The following is a 19,565-nucleotide window of genomic DNA, read 5'->3' as shown; positions in this document are numbered from 1 at the left end:
TATATTGCGATAGGACAAGGTCGCCAAGGATTCAGGCACCGCTTTCAAGCGCCCGCCACAGGCAGGCGCCCTTGCTGGCCTTGTCGATCTCGTCAAGGTAGGCGCGGTGCATCTCCATCTCGTCTGGCGTAGCCGCCAAGACCATCAGGTCATGCGGCATGAAATCCCCACCCAGATCAGCGTGATTACCCCCCTCTTCAACGGATTCGATCATCAGGCTGTTCTGTCCGCGCGTCATGGCGAGATAAACTTCGGCAAGCAGCTCGGTATCCAGCAGGGCCCCGTGCAAGGTGCGGCTGGCATTGTCCACAAAATAGCGACGGCACAGCGCATCCAGATTGTTTTTCTGCCCCGGATGCAGATCTTTGGCCATTTTCAGGGTGTCGACCACGTCCGGACTATATTTTCCGACCGGTTCCAGACCGATCAGTTTCAGCTCCATGTTGAGGAATCCGAGATCGAACGGCGCATTGTGGATAACCAGCTCTGCGCCGCTGATGAACTCGATAAAATCCTGGGCGACATCTCTAAAAAACGGCTTGTCCTGCAGAAATTCCAGGCTGATGCCGTGCACCTGCTGCGCCCCCGGGTCGATCTCGCGTTGCGGATTAACGTAATGATGAAAATGGTTTCCGGTCAAACGCCGGTTGATCATTTCAACCGCGGCTACCTCGATGATGCGGTGACCCAGATTGGCGTCCAGACCAGTGGTTTCAGTATCCAGAATAACTTGCCGCATTTTTTATCCTCGTAACTCTTCGACGCCCTGATTGGCCAGCCTGTCGGCCCGTTCGTTGCCTTCGTGGCCGGCATGCCCCTTGATCCAGAGCCATTCGATCTCGTGCTGCGCGGCCAGCACGTCGAGCTGCCGCCACAAATCATCGTTCTTCACCGGCTTTTTGTCGGCCGTGCGCCAGCCGCGCAGCTTCCAGGCATGTATCCACTCGCTGATGCCTTTCTGCACGTACTTCGAGTCGGTATGCAGCCGGACGATACAGGGGCGCGACAAGGCTTCCAGCGCCCGAATCACCGCGGTCAGCTCCATACGGTTGTTGGTGGTGAGCTTCTCGCCTCCGCAGAGCTCCTTTTCATGCCCGGAATAGCGCAGCCATGCGCCCCAGCCACCCACGCCGGGATTGCCCTTGCAGGCACCATCGGTGTAGATCTCCACGATGTTGCGCCGCAGCTCTGGAATTTCCTTGTTTTCATCCATTTTCATTGCCCAGATATTCTATTGTTGATCATTTTCTGTGGCGCCGGGGCGAGCACTTTCTTTGCTGCAGAATTTCTGTTCCAGTTCGGCATGATCAAATGCATCCCGACCACCTTCTTTTTCGCCTGCAGAAAATAGACGCCTCCCGCCAGCGCCCACCAGCGGTCACCCGCCGGCTCCATGAAATGAAAGCGCCGCAGCCATTTTTCGCTGCGTACCGGCGGTTCATAGCAGCACATCCGACCGGCCACGACATCAAAACCCAGCAATGCCAGCCAATCCTTGATGCGCGGCAGGGAAATAAAATCCCCATTCCAGGGGTAATGCTGCTTGCGGCTGGGCAGAAACCGGGGCAGCCCCCACAGGCTGAATGGGTTGAAGCCACTGATAATTACCTGCCCCTCCGGCCTCAGCACCCGTTCCACCTCGCGCAAAATCTGGTGGGGGTGAGCGCTGAATTCCAGCACGTGGGGCAGCAGCAGTAAATCGATGCTCTGACTGGCGATCGGCAAACACCCCGGCTCGGTCAGTAATTTAATCTCTACTTTCCCATATTCAGAAAATTGCGCCGCGGCAGCGAACCGCATCTGCATGCGATTCGTACGCAACAGGTCGGATTGGGCGAAACCGATTTGCAGCGCATTGAAGCCGAAAATATCTGCCACCACCTGATCGAAATAGGTCTGTTCGCGCTCGATCAGATAGCGGCCGAGCGGAGTGGCTATCCATTCATCCATTGACATCGCACAGGGTTAATTCGAACATATCATCATGAAGATCATTCCCGTTCCCGCTTTCGAGGACAACTACATCTGGCTGATTTGCGACGAGCGCTACGCCGCAGTTGTGGATCCAGGCGATGCCGAGCCAGTATTGGACTACCTCGGCCGCCACGGGCTAAGCCTTGCTGCCATCCTGATCACCCACCACCACGGCGATCATACCGGCGGGATTGAAGCCCTGTTAGAACACGCCGCCGTGCCGGTTTACGGTCCCCGCAAGGAAAGTATTCCAGGCATTTCCAACCCGGTCGGGGAAGGTGATACGGTGCGATTGCCGGACTTGGGCGTGGAATTCGCCGTCCTCGACGTCCCTGGCCATACCGCCGGCCACATTGCCTATTATGGCGCAAATTCCCTGTTTTGTGGCGACACGCTGTTCACCTGCGGTTGCGGTAAGCTGTTCGAGGGCACCCCTCTGCAGATGTATGCCTCGCTGCAAAAATTTGCCGCCCTGCCCGACGATACCCAAGTATATTGCGCCCATGAATACACCCTGGAGAATATCCGCTTTGCCAAAAAGGTTGAGCCCGCCAACCGCCAACTCCTGGAGCGCGAAGCGCGCGACATCCAAACCCGAGAACAAGGCCGCCCCACCCTGCCGTCCACCCTGGCGCTGGAAAAAGCCACCAATCCTTTCCTGCGCTGCGAACATCCCGCCGTGATTGAAGCCGCCGTGCATTTTTCCGGCAGCCCGCTGGACAATGCCGTCATGGTCTTCACCGCTATCAGGGAGTGGAGAAACCGCTTCTAGTTCAGTAGATTACCCACCAGCTCCGGTAGCGCAGCCAGCGAAGATATTCCTTGACGTGGGTAGGGGTTCTTGGCTACCATCGGCGGAGTTTTAATTTCGCTGAACAATCAATAACAAGCATGCGCCTTATCCCCTCTTTAATTCTGTCACTGGCAAGCGTTTTCGCGCTGCATTCGCCGATGGCAAACGCGGATGATGTGTTTGGCGCTGATTCCTCAGAACAACCTGTCAAACAGGCACTGGCTGAAACGAGCGATGCAGAGACACCTCTGCTGCTTCAGCCCAGTACCGGACTTCTCGGCTCCCAATTAAAAAAAGCCCGCGTCGTGGTCTCGCTGGATGAACCCGTCGATTTGTGGGATCGCATCCGCGATGGCTTCACCATGGAGGAACTGGATTCACCCCTGGTTCAAAACCATGTTGCCTGGTATGCCAACCGTCCTGACTATGTGAAACGCATGGTAGAGCGCAGCCAGCTTTACCTGTACCACATCGTCGAAGAAGTCGAAAAACGGGGAATGCCGACTGAAGTCGCCCTGCTGCCGATGATAGAAAGCGCCTTCAATCCCAAAGCCTATTCCACCAGCCACGCCTCCGGCATCTGGCAGTTCATCCCTTCCACCGGCAAGCACTTCGGCCTGGAACAAAACTTCTGGTACGACGGTCGCCGCGATGTCACGGCGGCAACGGATGCGGCGCTGGACTACCTGCAAAAACTCCATGACATGTTCGGCAGCTGGGAACTGGCATTCGCCGCCTATAACTGGGGCGAGGGTTCAGTGCAACGCGCCATCGCCAAAAACCGGAAGATGGGACTGCCCACCGACTACCTCAGCCTGACCATGCCGCCCGAAACACGTAATTACGTGCCCAAGCTGATGGCGGTCAAACAGATTGTCATGAATCCAGAAGCAGCAGGGCTCGACCTGGCTTCCATCCCCAACCGCCCCTATTTCGCCAGCGTCACCACCACCCAGCGCATTGACGTCGCCGTAGCCGCACGCCTCGCCGGGATGCCGCTGCACGACTTTGTCTCACTTAATCCCGCCTATAACCGGCCCGTCATCAACTTCAAGGGTTCACGTACCTTGCTACTGCCAGTGGACAAGGCCGACACCTTTTCCAGCAACCTGGAAAACTATGACAAGCCGCTGGTTTCCTGGAAATCCTACACGCCGGCACGTGGAGAAAAAATCGATAAGGTTGCGCGCCGCTTCAGCATCAGCGTTGCCCGGCTAAAAGAAATCAACAGCATCACCAAGCACAACAAACTGGCTGCCGGCCAGACTCTGCTGGTACCGCTCAGCCACAACGAAGCGGCTATCCCCGACTTTGACGAAGTTGCTCAGGCAAGCGAAGCAGAAGACGCCGCACCATTGCGGGTCTCATCCCGCTTTGTTTATGCCGTAAAGAAGGGCGACACCCTGGTCAGCATCGCCAAACACCACAAAGTCTCGGCGCTGCAAATCAAGTCCCTGAACAATCTCAAGTCCAACCGCCTCAGCAGCGGCCAGAAACTGGTCATCCGCCAGGAGACCCTCACTTCTCGCAAGCTTGCAGCGGTCCAGGTCCAACCTGTGAAACAAACGGCAATAGCCAAGGCTAAGACTGTGAAATTCGCTGCAACGAACAATGCTAAGCCTGTGAAACTGGCCAGTGCTAAACGCAGTCAGCGCTATTACACCGTGCGCCACGGCGACACCATGGCCAGCATCGCCAAACAATTTAATGTCGCGACCAACGATATCCAGCGCTGGAACAATATTTCCGGCAAGCGTGGCCTCACCCCCGGCGACAAAGTCACCCTGATGCTGCCTAGCAAGGGCTGATTCATCTCCGGCATCCGCCGGTTTGCTACTTTTCAGAATACAGATAACAGCTAGCACTGTGTGTAGCGCTGAAGCCAACCATGGCCGGGTAGTTTTGCCGGCATGCGGCCATGGCCTGCGGACAACGCGGATGAAAATGGCAGCCTGACGGCGGGTTCGCCGGCGAAGGCAAATCCCCTGCCAGACGAATGATTTCCCGGCGCGCATCGCCCACCACCACCGGCACGGCCGAAAGCAGCGCACGGGTATAGGGATGACGCGGCGACTGCATTACCTCTTCCACCGTGCCCCGTTCGACAATCCGTCCCAGATACATCACGGCCACCTCGTGGGCAAAATACTCGACCACCGCCAGATTGTGGGTGATGAACAGATAGGCCAGGCCCAGTTCATCCTGCAGCCCCTTGAGCAGGTTCAGGATTTGCGCCTGCACCGAGACATCCAGCGCGCTGGTCGGTTCGTCACACACAATCAGTTGCGGCTTCACCGCAAGTGCGCGCGCAATGGCGATGCGCTGGCGCTGCCCACCGGAAAATTCGTGGGGATAGCGGTACTTGCTGTCGGGAGAGAGTCCGACCTGCTGCAGCAAGCGGTCCATGCTGTTCTGGCGGTCGCCCGAACTCGAAGCCGCCCCCAGCGCAATCATCCCCTCCTCGATGATGTCCGCAACCCGCATGCGCGGATCGAGCGAGGAATAGGGATCCTGAAATACGATCTGAAAATTGGTACGCCGAGCGCGCAACGTGGCGCCCTTCAACTGCGTCAACTCATCGCCGGAAAAACGCACGCTACCGGCAGTGGGGCGAATCAACTGCAGGATACTCTTGCCCACCGTGGTCTTGCCGCAACCGGACTCGCCGACCAGCGCCAGAGTGCGGCCGGAATGGATCGCCAGCGACACCCCGTCCACCGCCCTGACATGGCCCGCCACCCGCTTGAACAGGCCTTTATGGATGGGGAAGTGAACCTTGAGATCGGCCACCTCCAGCAACGGCCGATCAGCCCTTACCTCTGGCAGAACGACAGGAGATGGCAGCGTTGCTGCTGCTTCGCAGGCAGCATGTTCTGGGCTTTCCAGCAGGTGACAGCGCACCTGATGGCCCGACGTAACCTCGCTCCAAGCGGGAACTTCTTCTCTACATTTCTGCCAGGCAAAATCGCAGCGACCGGCGAAACGGCAGCCGGAAAACTCCTGGTCTAGTGGCGGCACGCTGCCGCGGATGATCTCCAGCTGCTGCCCGCGACGCGCCGCGCCAGGCAGCGAAGCAAACAGCTTGCGGGTGTAAGGGTGCTGCGGATTGGCGAAGAACTCCTCGCGCCCGGCCATTTCCACAATTTCACCTGCATACATCACCGCCACGCGCTGTGCCATTTCCGACACCACACCGAGATCGTGGCTGATCAGCATCACCGCCATGCCACGCTCATGCTGCAATCGGCGCAACAGCTCCAGCACCTGCGCCTGGATGGTCACATCCAGCGCCGTGGTCGGTTCATCAGCGATCAGCAGGTCGGGCTCGCACGCCAGGGCGATGGCAATCATCACGCGCTGCTTCATGCCGCCGGAGAACTGAAACGGGTAGTCGTGGTAGCGCGCTTGTGGCGCGGGAATACCTACCGCATCAAGCAATTCCAGCACTCGCCCCTGCGCCGCCTCACCCCGCAAGTCGGTGTGACGATGCAGGGTCTCGGCGATCTGCTGACCGATAGTCATGACCGGATTGAGACTGGTCATCGGTTCCTGGAAGATCATCGCGATACGCTTGCCACGCACCGCGCGCATGGCAATCTCCGGCAAACCCAGCAAATCCAGGCCGTCGAGGAGAACCTTGCCTGTTTCAATATGCCCGGCCTCAGGCAGCAGACGCATCAGGGACAGCGCCGTCATCGACTTGCCGCAACCCGATTCACCAAGGAGGGCAAAAGTCTCGTGGGGATCGATGGAAAAGCTCACGCCGTCCACTGCCCGTACCTGGGTTTTGCCGGCATCCAGCCGAACCCTGAGGTTTTCGACGACTAGCAGCGGCCCGCTCATCTCACCCTCGGATCGAACGCATCGCGCACGCGATCGGAAAACAAATTGGCCGACAGCACCAGCACGAACATGAAAACGAAGGCCGCCAGCAACGACCACCACACCATTGGTTCGCGCGCCATTTCCAGCCGCGCTCCGTTGATCATGTTGCCCCAGCTCTGCATGGACGGGTCGACACCGACACCGACATAGGACAGCACCGCCTCGGCCAGCACCAGAGCGCTGAAATCCAGCACGATCGAGATCAGCACAATGTGCATCACGTTGGGCAGGACATGGCGGGCGATGATGCGGAAATGGCCAACACCGAATGCGGTTGCCGCCTGGATGAACTCCATTTCCCGCACTTTCAGGGTCTCACCGCGCAACAGCCGGCACAGCCCGGTCCAGCTGGTGATGCCAAGGATCACGCAGAGGAACAGCAGGCGGAGATCAGCGCGTGCCGCCACGGTGTCGAACAGCTCCTGGTTATTGTCCATGTAGACCTGCAGGATCAGCACAGCCGCCGCAATCAGCAACACGCCAGGAATCGAGCTGAGGGTGGTATAGGTGTACTGGATCACGTCATCCACCCAGCCGCGAAAATAGCCCGCCATGATGCCGAGCAGCAGGGCAAAGGGCAGCATCACCAGCGTGGTGAGCGTGCCGATCATCAGGCCGGTACGGATGCTTTTCAGCGCCAGGTAAAATACATCCTGGCCGACCTTGTCGGTGCCGAAAATGTGATACTTGACGGAAAATACCGTGGCCAGACAGCAGAACAAAATCAGCAGCCCGATGGTGGCCAGCAGGGTGCGCCAGGGAATCTCGTCGCGCCCATGTCGGATCATCACCCAGGCCGCGCCGATCGAGATGCCGCGACGCCGCGCCAGCCACAGCGCCAGGACCAGAGTCAGCCCCGCGCCCAAGGCAAGCGCATAAACGCCCCCCCGCAGCGCCGTAACGACCACATCTCCCGTCTGCTCCCGCACTGGATCGCGCAAATGCGCCCCACCGTACTTCAGGCGCGGATAGTCGCGTACCTGCTTGCCTCCCGGCAGTTCTATGGTTTCCTTGGTATAGAGATGGGCAGCGAAAGGCGCGGAATAGGTTTTTTCCACCTGTTTTCTGAGCGGACCAACCATCAGGTCGAATACGCTCAACACCTCGGGCGAATAGTGCGTCTCCGCACCATTTCCCTGTTTCTCCAGCGGCAGACGGAAATGCAGAGAATCGAACACGCCGACGGCGACAAACGCCAGCAGCACCAAGGCGGAAGCCACCCCGCTACGGCTGCGCAGCAAGCGCCGCCAAGGCTGGAGTAAATGCTCGCGCTGCCGCACCCGCCAGATGTAAAACGCCACGCTGACCAGCAGCAGCCAGAGCAACATGTCGGTCCACAGAAGAACGGGCTTAAATAGCATCATTCCAGCCTGATCCTCGGGTCAACCAGCGTGTAGGAAATATCCGTCAGAATCAGGCCGACGATGTACAGCACCGAACCGAGGAACACCATGGCGCGAACGATGGCGAAATCCTGAGCATTGATGGCGTCGATGGTATAGCTGCCGAGGCCGGGGATGCCAAAGAAGGATTCCGAGATCAGGCTGCCCATGAACAACAGCGGGATCACCACCACCGCGCCGGTGAGGATGGGGATCATGGCATTTTTCAGCACGTGACCGAACAGCACGGAAAGCTCCGACAGCCCCTTGGCGCGGGCGGTTCTGACGTAGTCCCGTGAGGTTTCTTCAAGGAAGATAGTGCGGTACCAGCGTGCGCCCGAACCGATGCCGCCGATGACACCGATCAGCACCGGCAGGATGAGGAACTTGAGCGCACTGCTACCGGTATCGAAGCCGGAGATCGGCGTCAGGTGGAGTAGTTTGCTCACCAGATATTGCCCGCCGATGATGTAGAACAGTCCTGAAATCGACATCATCGCCACACATAAAACCACACCGGAGAAATCAATGTACGTGGCTCTGAAAAAGGCCATCAGCATGGCAAAAGTAATATTGATCGCCAACCCGACCACGAATACCGGCAGTGCAATCGCCAGGCTCGGCCACATCCGCGTTTTAATGTCGTGGGCGATGTCGCGCCCCTCATCGGAGCGGCCGAAATCGAAGGCGAACATGCCGATGGATTTCTCGAAGAAAATGGTGTCGCTGGCCTGCTTCGCACCTTGCGCCGCACCGTTCCACATCAGCGGTTTGTCGTAGCCGCGCTCGTGCTTCCACTTCGCGATTGCCTCAGGCGTGACATGCTTCACGCCCAAGTGGATGCGCGCCATGTTATCCGGCGTGTTGACCACGAAGAACAGGGCGAAGGTGAGCAGGTTCACCCCGATCAGAATAGGAATGGCATAGAGAATGCGGCGGATGATGTAGTTAATCATCGGGCTGCCTGCCTTTCCTTGCGACGGTAAGCCGCGACGGCCGGCACCAGCCCGGCCACTAGCACGGCGGCCAGCAGACCCAGTGGCCACAGCATCGGCTCATTCCACTCACGCTGCTTTTTGGCACGCAAACCGGCATCGATGCGGACGTATTTCAGTCCGTTGTTCGCCATCAGGTTGGGCTTGACGTTCTGGTACCAAGCGTGAAAAAGGCTGTATTGCTTGGGGTGGAAGCCCCAGATCCAGGGTGCATCCTGGCGCGCGACCAGGAGCATTTCGTCGATGATCTTCTGGCGCTCCGGCCCGTTGTCCATGTTCTTCATTCGCTCGAACAAACGATTGAATTCCGGGTTGTCGTAGTTGGCCGAGTTCTCCCCCTCACCTTTCACCCGCGCATTGGGTCCATAAAGCAGAAACAGGAAATTCTCCGGGTCAGGGTAATCGGCGTTCCAGCCCCAGTGGAAAATCTGCGCGTTGCCCTTGCGAATCTTGTCCTGGAAACGGTTGTAGTCGGTGTTGCGCACCACCAGCTGCAGGTCGACCGCCTGGAACTGCTTGCGTATCCAGTCGAGCCGCGCCTTGTCGTCCGGACCGGTGGCGGTAATATCAAGGTACAACATCAGCGGCTTGCCGGTCTTCTCGTCGCGCCCGCCCGGGTAGCCGGCCTCGGCCAGCAGCTTTTTGGCGTATTCGAGGGGCTTGCGCTTCGGCTTGCCGGCGACCCAATCGTAGATATAGGGATTGATGCCCTGCTCGCCCTCATGCGCACCGAAAATCCCGGGCGGAATGGGTCCCTGCGCAGGGATGCCGCGACCGTTGGCGAAAATCGAAATGAATTCCTCGTAGTCAATCGCGATGGAAACCGCCTGCCTGAGCTTCTTCGCTCGCTCCGAAAGTCCGCCCACCACCGGATCGAGCATATTGAAACCATAATAATAGTTGGTGGCGGTCACCGTAGTTTGCAGGCGGATGCCCTTCTCTTTCATTGTATCGGTCACATTCGCCTCACCCTGGGTGGCGACGCGCACCGCCTGATCGAAGCTGTCGGAGCTGATGCCGGAGGCATCGTAGTAACCCTGCAAAAACTTGTTCCAGTAAGGAATGCTTTCTTTTTCCAGGCTGTACACCGCCTTGTCGATGAATGGCAGTGGCTTACCAGCATCATTCAACAGACCGGCAGCGGCGTCGCCGGACTCGCCTTCGGTCGGATATGTCTCGCCGTGGAAGTTCGGATTGCGCTCCAGCACCATGCGCCGGTTCGGGTCGTTTTCCGTCAGCATGTAAGGGCCAGTGCCTATTGGATACCAATCCAGGGTGAGATTCTTCTCCGCCATACCGGCCTGCCCGTAGAAACGGTCCGCTTCCGGCGGCACCGGTGCGAAAAATGGCATCGCCAGCCAATAAAGAAATTGTGGATACTTGCCCTTGAGTTTCACCCGATAGGTATAGCGATCCACCACCTCCACACCGGCCAGCGGGTAGCGCGTCAGATCCAGACTAGCATCCGGCGGCATGGTCTTCTGCGCATCATTCAGAACCTTTGAATACTCCTTCAAGCCAACAATGTACTCGGCCATCATGCCAAAAATTGGCGAATTCAATTTAGGATGCGCCAACCGCTTTATTTGATTAACATAATCCGCCGCCTCCAGCTCGCGCGTGCCGGTATGAGGAAAATCCGCCAGCTTGTAGACCTTGGCCAGATCTTCCGGTTTCAGATCGTGATACAGATAGCGCCCCTGCTCATCGCGGGCAAAAGCAGGGTGCGGCTGATAACGGACGCCCGGCTTGATATGGATTTCGTACACGCTGAAGGCGATTTTTTCCGGTGCGCTATCGGCCGGCAAGGGCTGGCCCTGCGTATCGAGGAACAGCGGCTTGGGTAGTTCGGTGGCGCCGAGCGGAATCAGCGTATAAGGGCGCTTCAGGTAATGGTACTGCAGCGGCGGCTCGTAAATCTGGCCAGTAAAGGTAATTTCGTTGGAGCTGTAGGACTGCGCCGGATCAAGATGCTTGGGCCGTTCTGAAAACGATGAATAGGCGATATTTCTGCCCTCGTCGGCGACCGGATAGGGGCTGTTCCAGGGCGGCGCGCCACAGGCCGCCAGAAACACGGTCAACAAGGCAGTTATCAGGGATAATTTCATCGGGTTTCAGTGTATCGCAAGCAACGGCAGGGTGCCAAGCAACGATATCCATGTGGAGATTTGGGTTATAATGCGGAATAAATATCGATTTCCGAACAACCCGCGATTAAGGGAATAACAATGGGCTTTCTGGCAAACAAAAAAATCCTGATTACCGGGATGATCAGTAACCGCTCCATCGCCTACGGCATCGCCATTGCGATGAAGCGCGAAGGCGCCGAACTCGCCTTCACCTACCAGGGCGAGAAGGTCAGGGATCGCGTTGCCGGCCTGGCGAAAGAGTTTGGTTCCGACCTGGTTTTCCCTTGCGACGTCGCCAGCGACGAAGAAATCACTCAGCTGTTCATCGACCTCGGCAAGCACTGGGACGGGTTGGACGGCATCATCCACTCTATCGCCTTCGTACCGAAACAGGCTCTGGCCGGCGACTACGTCGACTCCGTCACGCGCGAATACTTCCAGATTGCCCACGACATCAGCTCCTACAGCTTCACCGCGTTGGCCAAGGCCGGACTGCCGATGATGCTGGGCCGCAACGCCGCCCTGCTGACCCTGTGCTACCTCGGCGCCGAACGCACCGTTCCCCACTACAACGTGATGGGCCTCGCCAAGGCCAGCCTCGAAGCCAACGTGCGCTACATGGCGGCGAGCCTGGGTCCGAAAGGCATCCGCGTCAACGGCCTCTCCGCCGGCCCGATCAAGACCCTGGCGGCAAGCGGCATCTCCGATTTCGGCAAGTTGCTTTCCTACAATGAGAAACACGCCCCGATGCGTCGCAACGTCACCATCGAGGAGGTCGGCAACGTCGCCGCCTTCATGTGCAGCGACCTCGCCAGTGGCATGACCGGCGAAATCACCTACGTCGACGGCGGTTTCAACATCACCGCGCTGGGCAACGCCGAGGAAGCTGTAGCGGGTAATTAAAGACAGCGCAGCAAAATTTCTCTGACCTCCCCATCGGTCAACACGATGGGGTTGGTCTTCATGCTGCTGCCACGACTGTTCGCCACGATCAGGTCCAGATCGGCTTCACGGATGCCATAAGCACCCAGGCCCTGCACCTTCATTTTCCTTGTCCATTCCCTGAGCATATCCACCAGGAACAAGCGCGCAGCGTCATCGTCCAGGTGCTTGCGACTGAACATTCGACCGATTTTGGCGTATTTCTCCAAGGCAGGACTGCGCGGTTCGCGCTCCCCCAGCACCCGAATATTGATCGCCGTCGCCTCTGCCACCGTCGCGCCGCAAGCCACGCCATGCGGCACTGGAAAGAGTGCCCCCAACGGTGCCGCCAGTCCGTGCACCGACCCTAGCCCCACCTGCGCCAGGGTAATACCCGAAAGCAACGCGGCATAAGCCATTCCCGCCCTGCCCTCAGCCGCCTTTTCGCCGTCCTCATACCAATCCAGAAGACCTTCGCGAACGTAACCGAGACCACTCAGCGCCAGCGCATCAACTAAGGGATTGGCCCGGGTGGAAACAGTGGATTCCAGCAACTGGGTCAGCGCATCCATGCCGTTGGCAGCGATCAGGTCAGGCGGACAGGTGGCAAGCAGCGCCGGGTCCACTACCGCATATTTCGCCACCAGCAGGTCGTGGCGAAAGGACTTCTTGAAACCGTCCGGCCCGTGCATGCTGAGGACGGCATTTTTGGTGGCCTCAGAGCCGGTACCTGCGGTAGTCGGCACCGCAATAAAGGGCAGCGACGGCCCTCGATAAGGTAACTCCGGCCCCACCCCTTCGAGGTGGTCCATCACCGAATTGCCATGGGGCAGCAACCCGGCAATCGCCTTGGCAGCATCCAGCACGCTGCCACCGCCGATGCCCAGCACGATTTCGATGCCGGCATGGCGATATACCCTGACCGCCTGGTCCACCAAACCAGGCGAGGGTTCCTGCGCTACCACCATGTCTTCCCAGGACAGCCCCCTCCCCTTGAGGGCGTCAACCAATCCCTGCCAGTACAGCGAGGCACGAAATGACCTGCCTCCGGTAACGATCAGGACACGTTTCCCCAGTGACTGGAGCAACTCGGGCACATCGCTCAGGCGACCCTCACCAAAAATAATTTTTGGCAGGCCCGAAATGGAAAATGGAGATATCATGTCAGCGACAATTCAAGCAGAAAGCCCAATTCTACTGGATTTACACCCTATTAAATCAATAAGGACTTCAAGATATTTATGTCTTGTATTATTCGAATATAAGAATATAATCAAAATTAAGAAATGTGGTCTTGGGGTTGGTATGTATAATATTATTTAAGGCAAAGTTTTAATATCAGTCTAAAAATGGAGAGCAACCAAAATGTTAAAAATTATCAGTGGTTTTATTGCTGCACTAGTCTTTGTGGGGTTCATGGCTTATAACTTCATGAGCAGCCTGATGTTCTGGGAAGTGCCCAGCCCTTTCGGCGTAGAAGAAACCGTCGCACGTATCCAGCAGAATATCCAGAATGTCGGCAACGGCTGGGCTCTGGCTGGTCTGCGCAATCCGGCTAAAGCCGTTGAAAATGATGGCGGCAATGCCTTGCCGGTACTGATGGTCGAAGCCTGTAGCACGAGGTACTCCGGCCCCATTCTCCGGGACGACACCGTCCGTTTCCTCTCCATCCTGATGCCCTGCAAGATTTCCATTTACAAGAAAAATGACGGCAAAACCTACATTGCAGGGATGAATGCCAGACTGATGGGCAAGATGTTCGGCCCCTTGGTGGGCGAAGTCATGGGCCACGTCGCAGATGATCAGGCCAAGTTCATCATCTTCGATGCGAGCCAGCCTGCACCCCCGATGATCAAAGGCACGCCTGGCGCAGCCGGTGGCGCAGCTACAGGTGGTGGTGGCGGCTGCTAAGCAGCCAGGTACCAGAAATGCCTAAAGCGGATTATTCGCAAAAAAGATCGTATCAGGAGGTACTATGTTGTCTAAATTAAAAATTGCCCTGTCCACACTGGTGGCAGGGGCCACGGTGGCAGCGCTGACCGCTTTCGCCACGCCAGCTCCTACCCCCGCGCAGACGGCGGCTAATGCAGCTCCGGCCGCACCAATGTCTGCGGCCGCGCATGCAGCAATGTCTGCACCAGCGGCGGCAGCAGATCCAGCAGCCATAGTCAAAAAGGAAAGCAGCTCAACCGCTGACCACAGCAAATTCAAGGAGTTGCAGAAGGATTTCAAATCAGGGCCAGAAATCACCAAGGCCTGCCTGACCTGCCACACTGAGGCAGCCAAGCAGATTCAGAAGACTAAGCACTGGACTTTTGAATTCATCAATCCCGAGACCAAGCAAAAGCTGGGCAAAAGAAACGTCATCAACAACTTCTGCACCGCCGTGGAATCGAATCAGAAATTCTGCAACGCCTGCCACGTCGGCTACGGCTGGGAGGACGACAAGTTCGACTTCACTGCTGAAGAAAACGTCGACTGCGTCGTCTGTCATGAATCCACCGGCACATACCGGAAAGTTCCAGGGTTGACGGGACATCCTGCGTACAAGGATATGGAATTCCCGCCACATTCCGGCAAGATCGTCAAAGCCCCTGATCTCGCCAAGGTTGCTCAGAGTGTCGGAAAAACCAGTCGTGCGAACTGCGGTGCATGCCACTTCTATGGCGGTGGCGGTGATGCAGTGAAGCACGGCGACATCGACAGCACTCTGAAAGACCCGCCCAAATATCTCGACATTCACATGGAGAAAAAAGGGCTGAACTTCAGTTGCGGCACTTGCCACATGACATCCGCCCACCAGGTTCCCGGCAGTCGCTACGCTCCAACTGTAGCAGGAGCCAACAGCAAGGACGCGATTCCTCCGCATATGCGCGGCAAGGTTGACAACAGCAACCCCGCCAGTTGCCAGTCCTGCCACGGCAACAAACCGCATCCGGCAAAAATGACCAAGCTGAACGAGCATACCGACAAGATTGCTTGCCAGACCTGCCATATTCCGGAGTACGCTCGCGGCCAAGCCACCAAGATGAGCTGGGACTGGTCGACGGCCGGCAAGCTCACGCCAGAAGGCAAGCCCTTTACAATCAAGGATAGCGCCGGGCACAGTGCCTACGACAGCAAAAAGGGCAACTTTGTTTGGGAATCCCACGTTATCCCGGAGTACATCTGGTTCAACGGCAAAGTGAATTACACCCTGAGCGACACCAAGCTGGATCCCACCCATGTGGTGAAGATCAATAGCTTCGAGGGCAGCCCTACCGACGGCAAATCCATGATCTGGCCGGTCAAGGTATTCCGTGGACAGCAACCTTTTGACACAGTTAATAAAACACTGGTTGCACCTCACACCTTCGGTAATGATGATACGTCGTACTGGTCGAACTTCGACTGGGATAAATCTTTGACAGCTGGCATGAAGGCAACAAATAAGCCTTACAGCGGCAAATACGGCTTCGTCAAAACCGAAATGAGCTGGCCGATCACCCACATGGTCGCACCCAAGGCTGACGCACTCACCTGCGCCCAGTGCCATAGCAAGGGAGGCCGTCTGCAGAACGTCAAAGGCATCTACATGCCGGGCCGAGGCGACAACAATCATCTGCTCGACATGGCTGGCTGGGCGCTTGCCCTGCTGACCCTGATCGGCGTGCTGATCCACGGCGCTGGCCGCATCTATGCCCACAGGAAAGGATAAGATCATGACCGTCGAAAGAATCTACGTTTTCAAACGCTTCGAGCGCTTCTGGCACTGGGGTCAGGCCTCGCTCATTATCTTCATGCTGATTACCGGCTTCGAGGTGCATGGCTCCTATCATTTCCTCGGCTTCGCCAAGGCGACGAGTCTGCACACCATCGCCGCCTGGTCGCTGATCGGCCTGTGGGTGTTTGCCATCTTCTGGCACTTCACTACCGGCGAGTGGAAACAGTACATCCCGACCACGGACAAGGTGGTGGCCATGATCAAGTTCTATTCGGTCGGCATCTTCACCAATGCGCCGCATCCGTTCAAGGCGACCACGCTGAAGAAACACAACCCGCTGCAGCGCCTGGCCTATCTTGGGGTGTTGCTGTTCATCGGACCCTTACTGTGGCTCACCGGATGGCTCTATCTGTTCTTCAGTGACTGGACGGCATGGGGATTGGATAAGTATATCTCCCTGGAGTGGGTGGCTTTCTTCCACACCGCCGGCGCGTTCATGATGCTGCTGTTCCTGATCGCCCACGTCTACCTGACAACGGCCGGCCATACCCCGACTTCGCACATCAAGGCGATGATTACCGGATGGGAAGAGGTGGATTAACTAGTCTCCTCCCTCCATCCAGAAGCCGGACAGTGAAAACTGTCCGGCTTTTTTATTGCTTATATGTCTCCTATAATTTCTCACTGGAGATTAGCTCTGTTCATCATTTTATTCAGGCAGCGGGATTTGAAAACGTATACCTGTTTTTTTATTGGACATCGTTATCCTGTTAGTCTATTATTTTATGAAGAGATGGCAATTGATTACATTTTAATATTCAATAATAATTATGAGGAGAGTCTTAACATGAAAACCAAGCTTTCGATCTCAATTGTCCTGGCCATACTGGGCACCACGGCTTATACCACTGCACAGGCCTATGATGGCGACTGGAAAGTCGGCCGCATTTACTACCGTCAGGTATGCACCAGCTGCCACGTTGCAAAAACAGAAAAAGCCATTGCACCCACTTCCAGGACCAAGGCTGAATGGACTGCCTACCTTCAGGCAGACAAACACGCCAAAGGCAAGGACAGCGTCAAGCAGTACATCAGCCAGCAATACCGCGCCAGCATCAAGGCCACCAACAAGGCTGCCGAGAAATTCGCCGATGTACCCGATCAGCAACTCATGGAAGACATCAAGGCCTTTGTGATCAAAGGCGCGAAGGATGGCGACAGCCCGGCCAGTTGCAGTTAATCAAAACAGCCTGATCGTGTTGTAAAAAACGGGAGCGCCCGGCGCTCCCGTGAGTTACTTGCCTGAGGTGCTACCATGAGTACTGAAAATGGTTCTGCTTGGCTCGCCGGCTTCAAGGCGGACTACGAAACAATTTTTGTCGAAGATTGGTCGCCCTATCTGGGCGGTATCTTGCTGGTGCTGGTGATTATCGGCCTGATGATCAACGGCCTGTTCTGGGGGGTGTTCGGCGGAGTCAAGTTCTGGGGCGACTGGTTCAACAACCTGATCGGTCTGGGGCCGCTTCTCGGCGTACCTCAGGAACTCGACAGCTTTCTCATGCACCGCATGTCGCTGATGAACATCATGCTGGTGCTGGGTGCATTCTGTGCAGCGCTGCTGTCACGCCAGTTTCTTCCGCGTCGGCCACCGAAACTTGAGTACATCTGGGCCGCACTAGGCGGCTGCCTGCTAGGTATCGGCGCTGCGCTGGCCGGTGGCTGCACCACCGGCGGCTTCTTCAACCCGATTCTGCATGCCTCCCCGGCGGGCTGGGCCATGTGGGCAGGTTTGCTATTAGGTGCAGCCATCGGCCTCAAACTGTTGATGTGGACGCTCGAAAATATCGAGTGGGGTATGGTGGCTCCGCCCCCCATCAGGCTTCCGGAAGGCGTGTTACGCATCTATCCCTTGCTTGGGCTAGCCGTGGTCGTGGGCGTGCTGTTCTGGGCCACCCAGTGGTATGGCTCCAGCAACACGCAGCTGGCTGCCCGCGCTGTGATCGTCCTGGCGGGTTTCGCTATCGGCTTCATCATGCATCGTTCACGCCTGTGCTTTGCACGTTCCTTCCGAGAGCCTTTCATGACCGCCGAAGGCGACATGACCAAGGCCGTCATCCTGGCTCTGACCATCGGCATGGTCGTATCCTCGCTGCTGTTCCAGAAAAAAATCATCGATCCCTATGTCGCCATTCCGGCGACTTTCTGGATCGGCTCTCTGTTGGGCGGGCTGATCTTCGGCATCGGCATGATCTTCGCCGGCGGCTGCGCTTCCGGTTCTCTGTGGCGCATGGGTGAAGGGCATGCCAAGTTGTGGGTGACGATTTTCTTCTTTTCCTGGTCAGGTTCCATCGCTAGCGCACTGCTCAAGAAATTCAAGATCACGTCCATTGATGAAAGCAATGTGGAGTCCTTCGAGAAGACGGCTGTCGGCTTCCAGGCCTACCTCCCGGATATGCTGGGCGGCTGGGGCTGGACCTACCTGATTAGCGGTTCTATCCTGCTGGTGTGGTACCTCCTGGTTCGCTACAACGAATCGACTGAAAAATTTACCGTCATTTGAAAATTTAATTTCAAGGAGTCCACAAATGAACTTGAAACTGCATAATCTGGGACTTACCCTGGTTTTGTCGCTGTTCATCGCCCTGCCGACCGTATCTTGGCTGACACCGGCTCATGCAGAACAGGTCAAGGCGAAGGAAGGCTGGTACAACAAACTGGTGGATATCGAATTTGTCAAACAGAACGTCGACATCCCCCCCAAGAAGGACGTTATGCTGATTGACTCCCGCCCTGCAGCACGTCAATACGACCCCGGCCACATCCCCGGCGCGTTAAGCATCCCGGATAGCAAATTCGACCAGATGGCCGGCAGCCTGCCTCAGGACAAGAGCACGCTGCTGATTTTCTACTGTGGTGGCGTGGAGTGCATGCTGAGCCACAACTCTGCCTTCAAGGCGGAAAAGCTCGGCTACACCAATATCCGTGTTTATGCCGACGGTTCTCCCGACTGGGCGGCCAAGGGCACGGGACAAGCCGTCTCCGCGGCCTACATCAAGAAGCTGCAAGACGAAAAAGCCAATTTCATGCTGATAGATGCCCGGCCCAAGCGTACGTTCGACAAGGGTGCCATTCCAGGCGCAGTAAATATTTCAGACAGCGAATTTGACAAGCATGTGGACAAACTGCCCGCTGACAAGGCCGCGTCTCTGATTTACTACTGCGGCGGCCTGGAATGTGTACTTAGCGTCAAATCTGCGGAAAAGGCACGCAAGCTGGGTTATACCGACGTCAAAACTTATGTTGAAGGCTATCCGGAGTGGGCCAAACTGTATGGTGAAGCAGTAGTTCCGACCGTTGCCAGCGGCGCTGGCGAGACAGCCAAGGCTGCGGCCAGCATTGAGGCCGGTAAGGAAAAAGGCAGCATCTCGGTGGCGTCCTTCGAACGCATCATGAAGGAAAATCCGGATTCCCTGCTGCTGGTGGATGTGCGCGATGCCAAGGAATTCAAGGCAGGCACCGTCAAGGGGGCAATCAACATTAGCATCGGCGATCTGGAGAAAAAGATCTCAATCCTGCCCAAGGACAAACCCATCGTCTTTCTGTGTGGCACGGGAGCTCGTTCAGGAGAAGCCTATGACACGGCAAAACTGCTGCGTAGCGAACTGCAGGTATATTTCATTGATGCAGAAATGAAATTCAACGCGGATGGCACGTTCAGCATCAAGGAACGCGGCAAATAAATCCACGGCTTCAAGGCGGGTGACCACCCGTCTTGATCCTGTT

17 protein-coding genes are annotated in these 19,565 nt (G+C 56.9%); 9 read left to right on the top strand and 8 right to left on the bottom strand.

Going from position 1 to position 19,565, the window contains the following annotated elements; all coding sequences use genetic code 11:
• Positions 1 to 31: 31 nt before the first annotated feature.
• The 3 genes from dnaQ to SCD_RS05780 are packed head-to-tail and all read right to left on the bottom strand — an operon-like array spanning position 32 to position 1,950.
• Complete coding sequence (gene dnaQ / locus SCD_RS05790; protein WP_009206048.1) at positions 32 to 739, bottom strand: DNA polymerase III subunit epsilon; 708 nt, start codon at positions 737 to 739, stop codon at positions 32 to 34.
• 3 nt (positions 740 to 742) lie between these two features.
• Positions 743 to 1,219 (bottom strand): ribonuclease HI, encoded by a 477-nt coding sequence (rnhA, locus tag SCD_RS05785; protein WP_009206049.1) that lies wholly within the window; start codon positions 1,217 to 1,219, stop codon positions 743 to 745.
• The gene (locus SCD_RS05780) at positions 1,216 to 1,950 is read right to left on the bottom strand and encodes a class I SAM-dependent methyltransferase (RefSeq protein ID WP_232504435.1); all 735 of its coding nucleotides are present in this window, start codon (positions 1,948 to 1,950) and stop codon (positions 1,216 to 1,218) included. The genes rnhA and SCD_RS05780 overlap by 4 nt, the downstream gene beginning before the upstream one ends.
• A gap of 34 nt (positions 1,951 to 1,984) precedes the next feature.
• Between SCD_RS05780 and gloB the strand changes: the two genes are divergently transcribed.
• Together gloB and SCD_RS05770 are read left to right on the top strand one after the other, a co-directional pair.
• Positions 1,985 to 2,746 carry a hydroxyacylglutathione hydrolase gene (gene gloB, locus SCD_RS05775; protein WP_009206051.1) on the top strand — a complete coding sequence of 254 codons (762 nt, stop codon included), beginning with the start codon at positions 1,985 to 1,987 and terminating at the stop codon, positions 2,744 to 2,746.
• Between the two features lie 179 nt (positions 2,747 to 2,925).
• Entirely contained in the window at positions 2,926 to 4,575 is a 1,650-nt protein-coding gene (locus tag SCD_RS05770; RefSeq protein ID WP_161626924.1) for a lytic transglycosylase, read from the top strand.
• Between the two features lie 25 nt (positions 4,576 to 4,600).
• Here SCD_RS05770 and SCD_RS05765 read toward each other — a convergent pair whose 3' ends face one another.
• The 4 genes from SCD_RS05765 to SCD_RS05750 are packed head-to-tail and all read right to left on the bottom strand — an operon-like array spanning position 4,601 to position 11,137.
• Positions 4,601 to 6,610, bottom strand: a complete 2,010-nt coding sequence (locus SCD_RS05765) for an ABC transporter ATP-binding protein (protein ID WP_009206053.1) — start codon at positions 6,608 to 6,610, stop codon at positions 4,601 to 4,603.
• Entirely contained in the window at positions 6,607 to 8,013 is a 1,407-nt protein-coding gene (locus SCD_RS05760) for an ABC transporter permease (RefSeq protein WP_041673742.1), read from the bottom strand. The genes SCD_RS05765 and SCD_RS05760 overlap by 4 nt, the downstream gene beginning before the upstream one ends.
• Positions 8,013 to 8,990, bottom strand: coding sequence for an ABC transporter permease (locus SCD_RS05755; protein ID WP_009206055.1), 978 nt, complete (start codon positions 8,988 to 8,990; stop codon positions 8,013 to 8,015). The genes SCD_RS05760 and SCD_RS05755 overlap by 1 nt, the downstream gene beginning before the upstream one ends.
• The gene (locus SCD_RS05750) at positions 8,987 to 11,137 is read right to left on the bottom strand and encodes an ABC transporter substrate-binding protein (RefSeq protein ID WP_009206056.1); all 2,151 of its coding nucleotides are present in this window, start codon (positions 11,135 to 11,137) and stop codon (positions 8,987 to 8,989) included. Before SCD_RS05750 ends, SCD_RS05755 begins: the two co-directional genes overlap by 4 nt.
• Before the next feature lie 120 nt (positions 11,138 to 11,257).
• On the opposite strand from SCD_RS05750, the gene fabI reads away from it, so the two are divergent.
• Positions 11,258 to 12,061 (top strand): enoyl-ACP reductase FabI, encoded by an 804-nt coding sequence (gene fabI / locus SCD_RS05745; RefSeq protein ID WP_009206057.1) that lies wholly within the window; start codon positions 11,258 to 11,260, stop codon positions 12,059 to 12,061.
• Here fabI and SCD_RS05740 read toward each other — a convergent pair.
• Positions 12,058 to 13,242, bottom strand: a complete 1,185-nt coding sequence (locus SCD_RS05740; protein WP_009206058.1) for an iron-containing alcohol dehydrogenase — start codon at positions 13,240 to 13,242, stop codon at positions 12,058 to 12,060. The genes fabI and SCD_RS05740 overlap by 4 nt on opposite strands.
• Positions 13,243 to 13,444: 202 nt before the next feature.
• On the opposite strand from SCD_RS05740, the gene SCD_RS05735 reads away from it, so the two are divergent.
• The 6 genes from SCD_RS05735 (at position 13,445) to SCD_RS05710 (ending at position 19,522) form a co-directional block, all read left to right on the top strand.
• Positions 13,445 to 13,990 carry a DUF302 domain-containing protein gene (locus SCD_RS05735; protein WP_009206060.1) on the top strand — a complete coding sequence of 182 codons (546 nt, stop codon included), beginning with the start codon at positions 13,445 to 13,447 and terminating at the stop codon, positions 13,988 to 13,990.
• Between the two features lie 64 nt (positions 13,991 to 14,054).
• Complete coding sequence (locus SCD_RS05730; protein ID WP_009206061.1) at positions 14,055 to 15,776, top strand: tetrathionate reductase family octaheme c-type cytochrome; 1,722 nt, start codon at positions 14,055 to 14,057, stop codon at positions 15,774 to 15,776.
• 4 nt (positions 15,777 to 15,780) lie between these two features.
• On the top strand, positions 15,781 to 16,383 hold the full coding sequence (locus SCD_RS05725) for a cytochrome b/b6 domain-containing protein (protein ID WP_009206062.1): 603 nt from the start codon (positions 15,781 to 15,783) through the stop codon (positions 16,381 to 16,383).
• A 246-nt stretch (positions 16,384 to 16,629) separates the two neighbouring features.
• On the top strand, positions 16,630 to 17,022 hold the full coding sequence (locus tag SCD_RS05720; RefSeq protein WP_041673345.1) for a hypothetical protein: 393 nt from the start codon (positions 16,630 to 16,632) through the stop codon (positions 17,020 to 17,022).
• Between the two features lie 75 nt (positions 17,023 to 17,097).
• The gene (locus tag SCD_RS05715) at positions 17,098 to 18,342 is read left to right on the top strand and encodes a YeeE/YedE thiosulfate transporter family protein (RefSeq protein WP_009206064.1); all 1,245 of its coding nucleotides are present in this window, start codon (positions 17,098 to 17,100) and stop codon (positions 18,340 to 18,342) included.
• A 25-nt stretch (positions 18,343 to 18,367) separates the two neighbouring features.
• Entirely contained in the window at positions 18,368 to 19,522 is a 1,155-nt protein-coding gene (locus SCD_RS05710) for a rhodanese-like domain-containing protein (RefSeq protein ID WP_009206065.1), read from the top strand.
• The last annotated feature ends 43 nt before the right edge of the window (positions 19,523 to 19,565 follow it).

The sequence above is a fragment of the Sulfuricella denitrificans skB26 genome, assembly GCF_000297055.2.
GTDB classification, from domain to species: domain Bacteria; phylum Pseudomonadota; class Gammaproteobacteria; order Burkholderiales; family Sulfuricellaceae; genus Sulfuricella; species Sulfuricella denitrificans.
The sequence above is the reverse complement of the archived record's forward strand: the minus strand, read 5'-3'. Positions and strand labels throughout refer to the sequence as shown.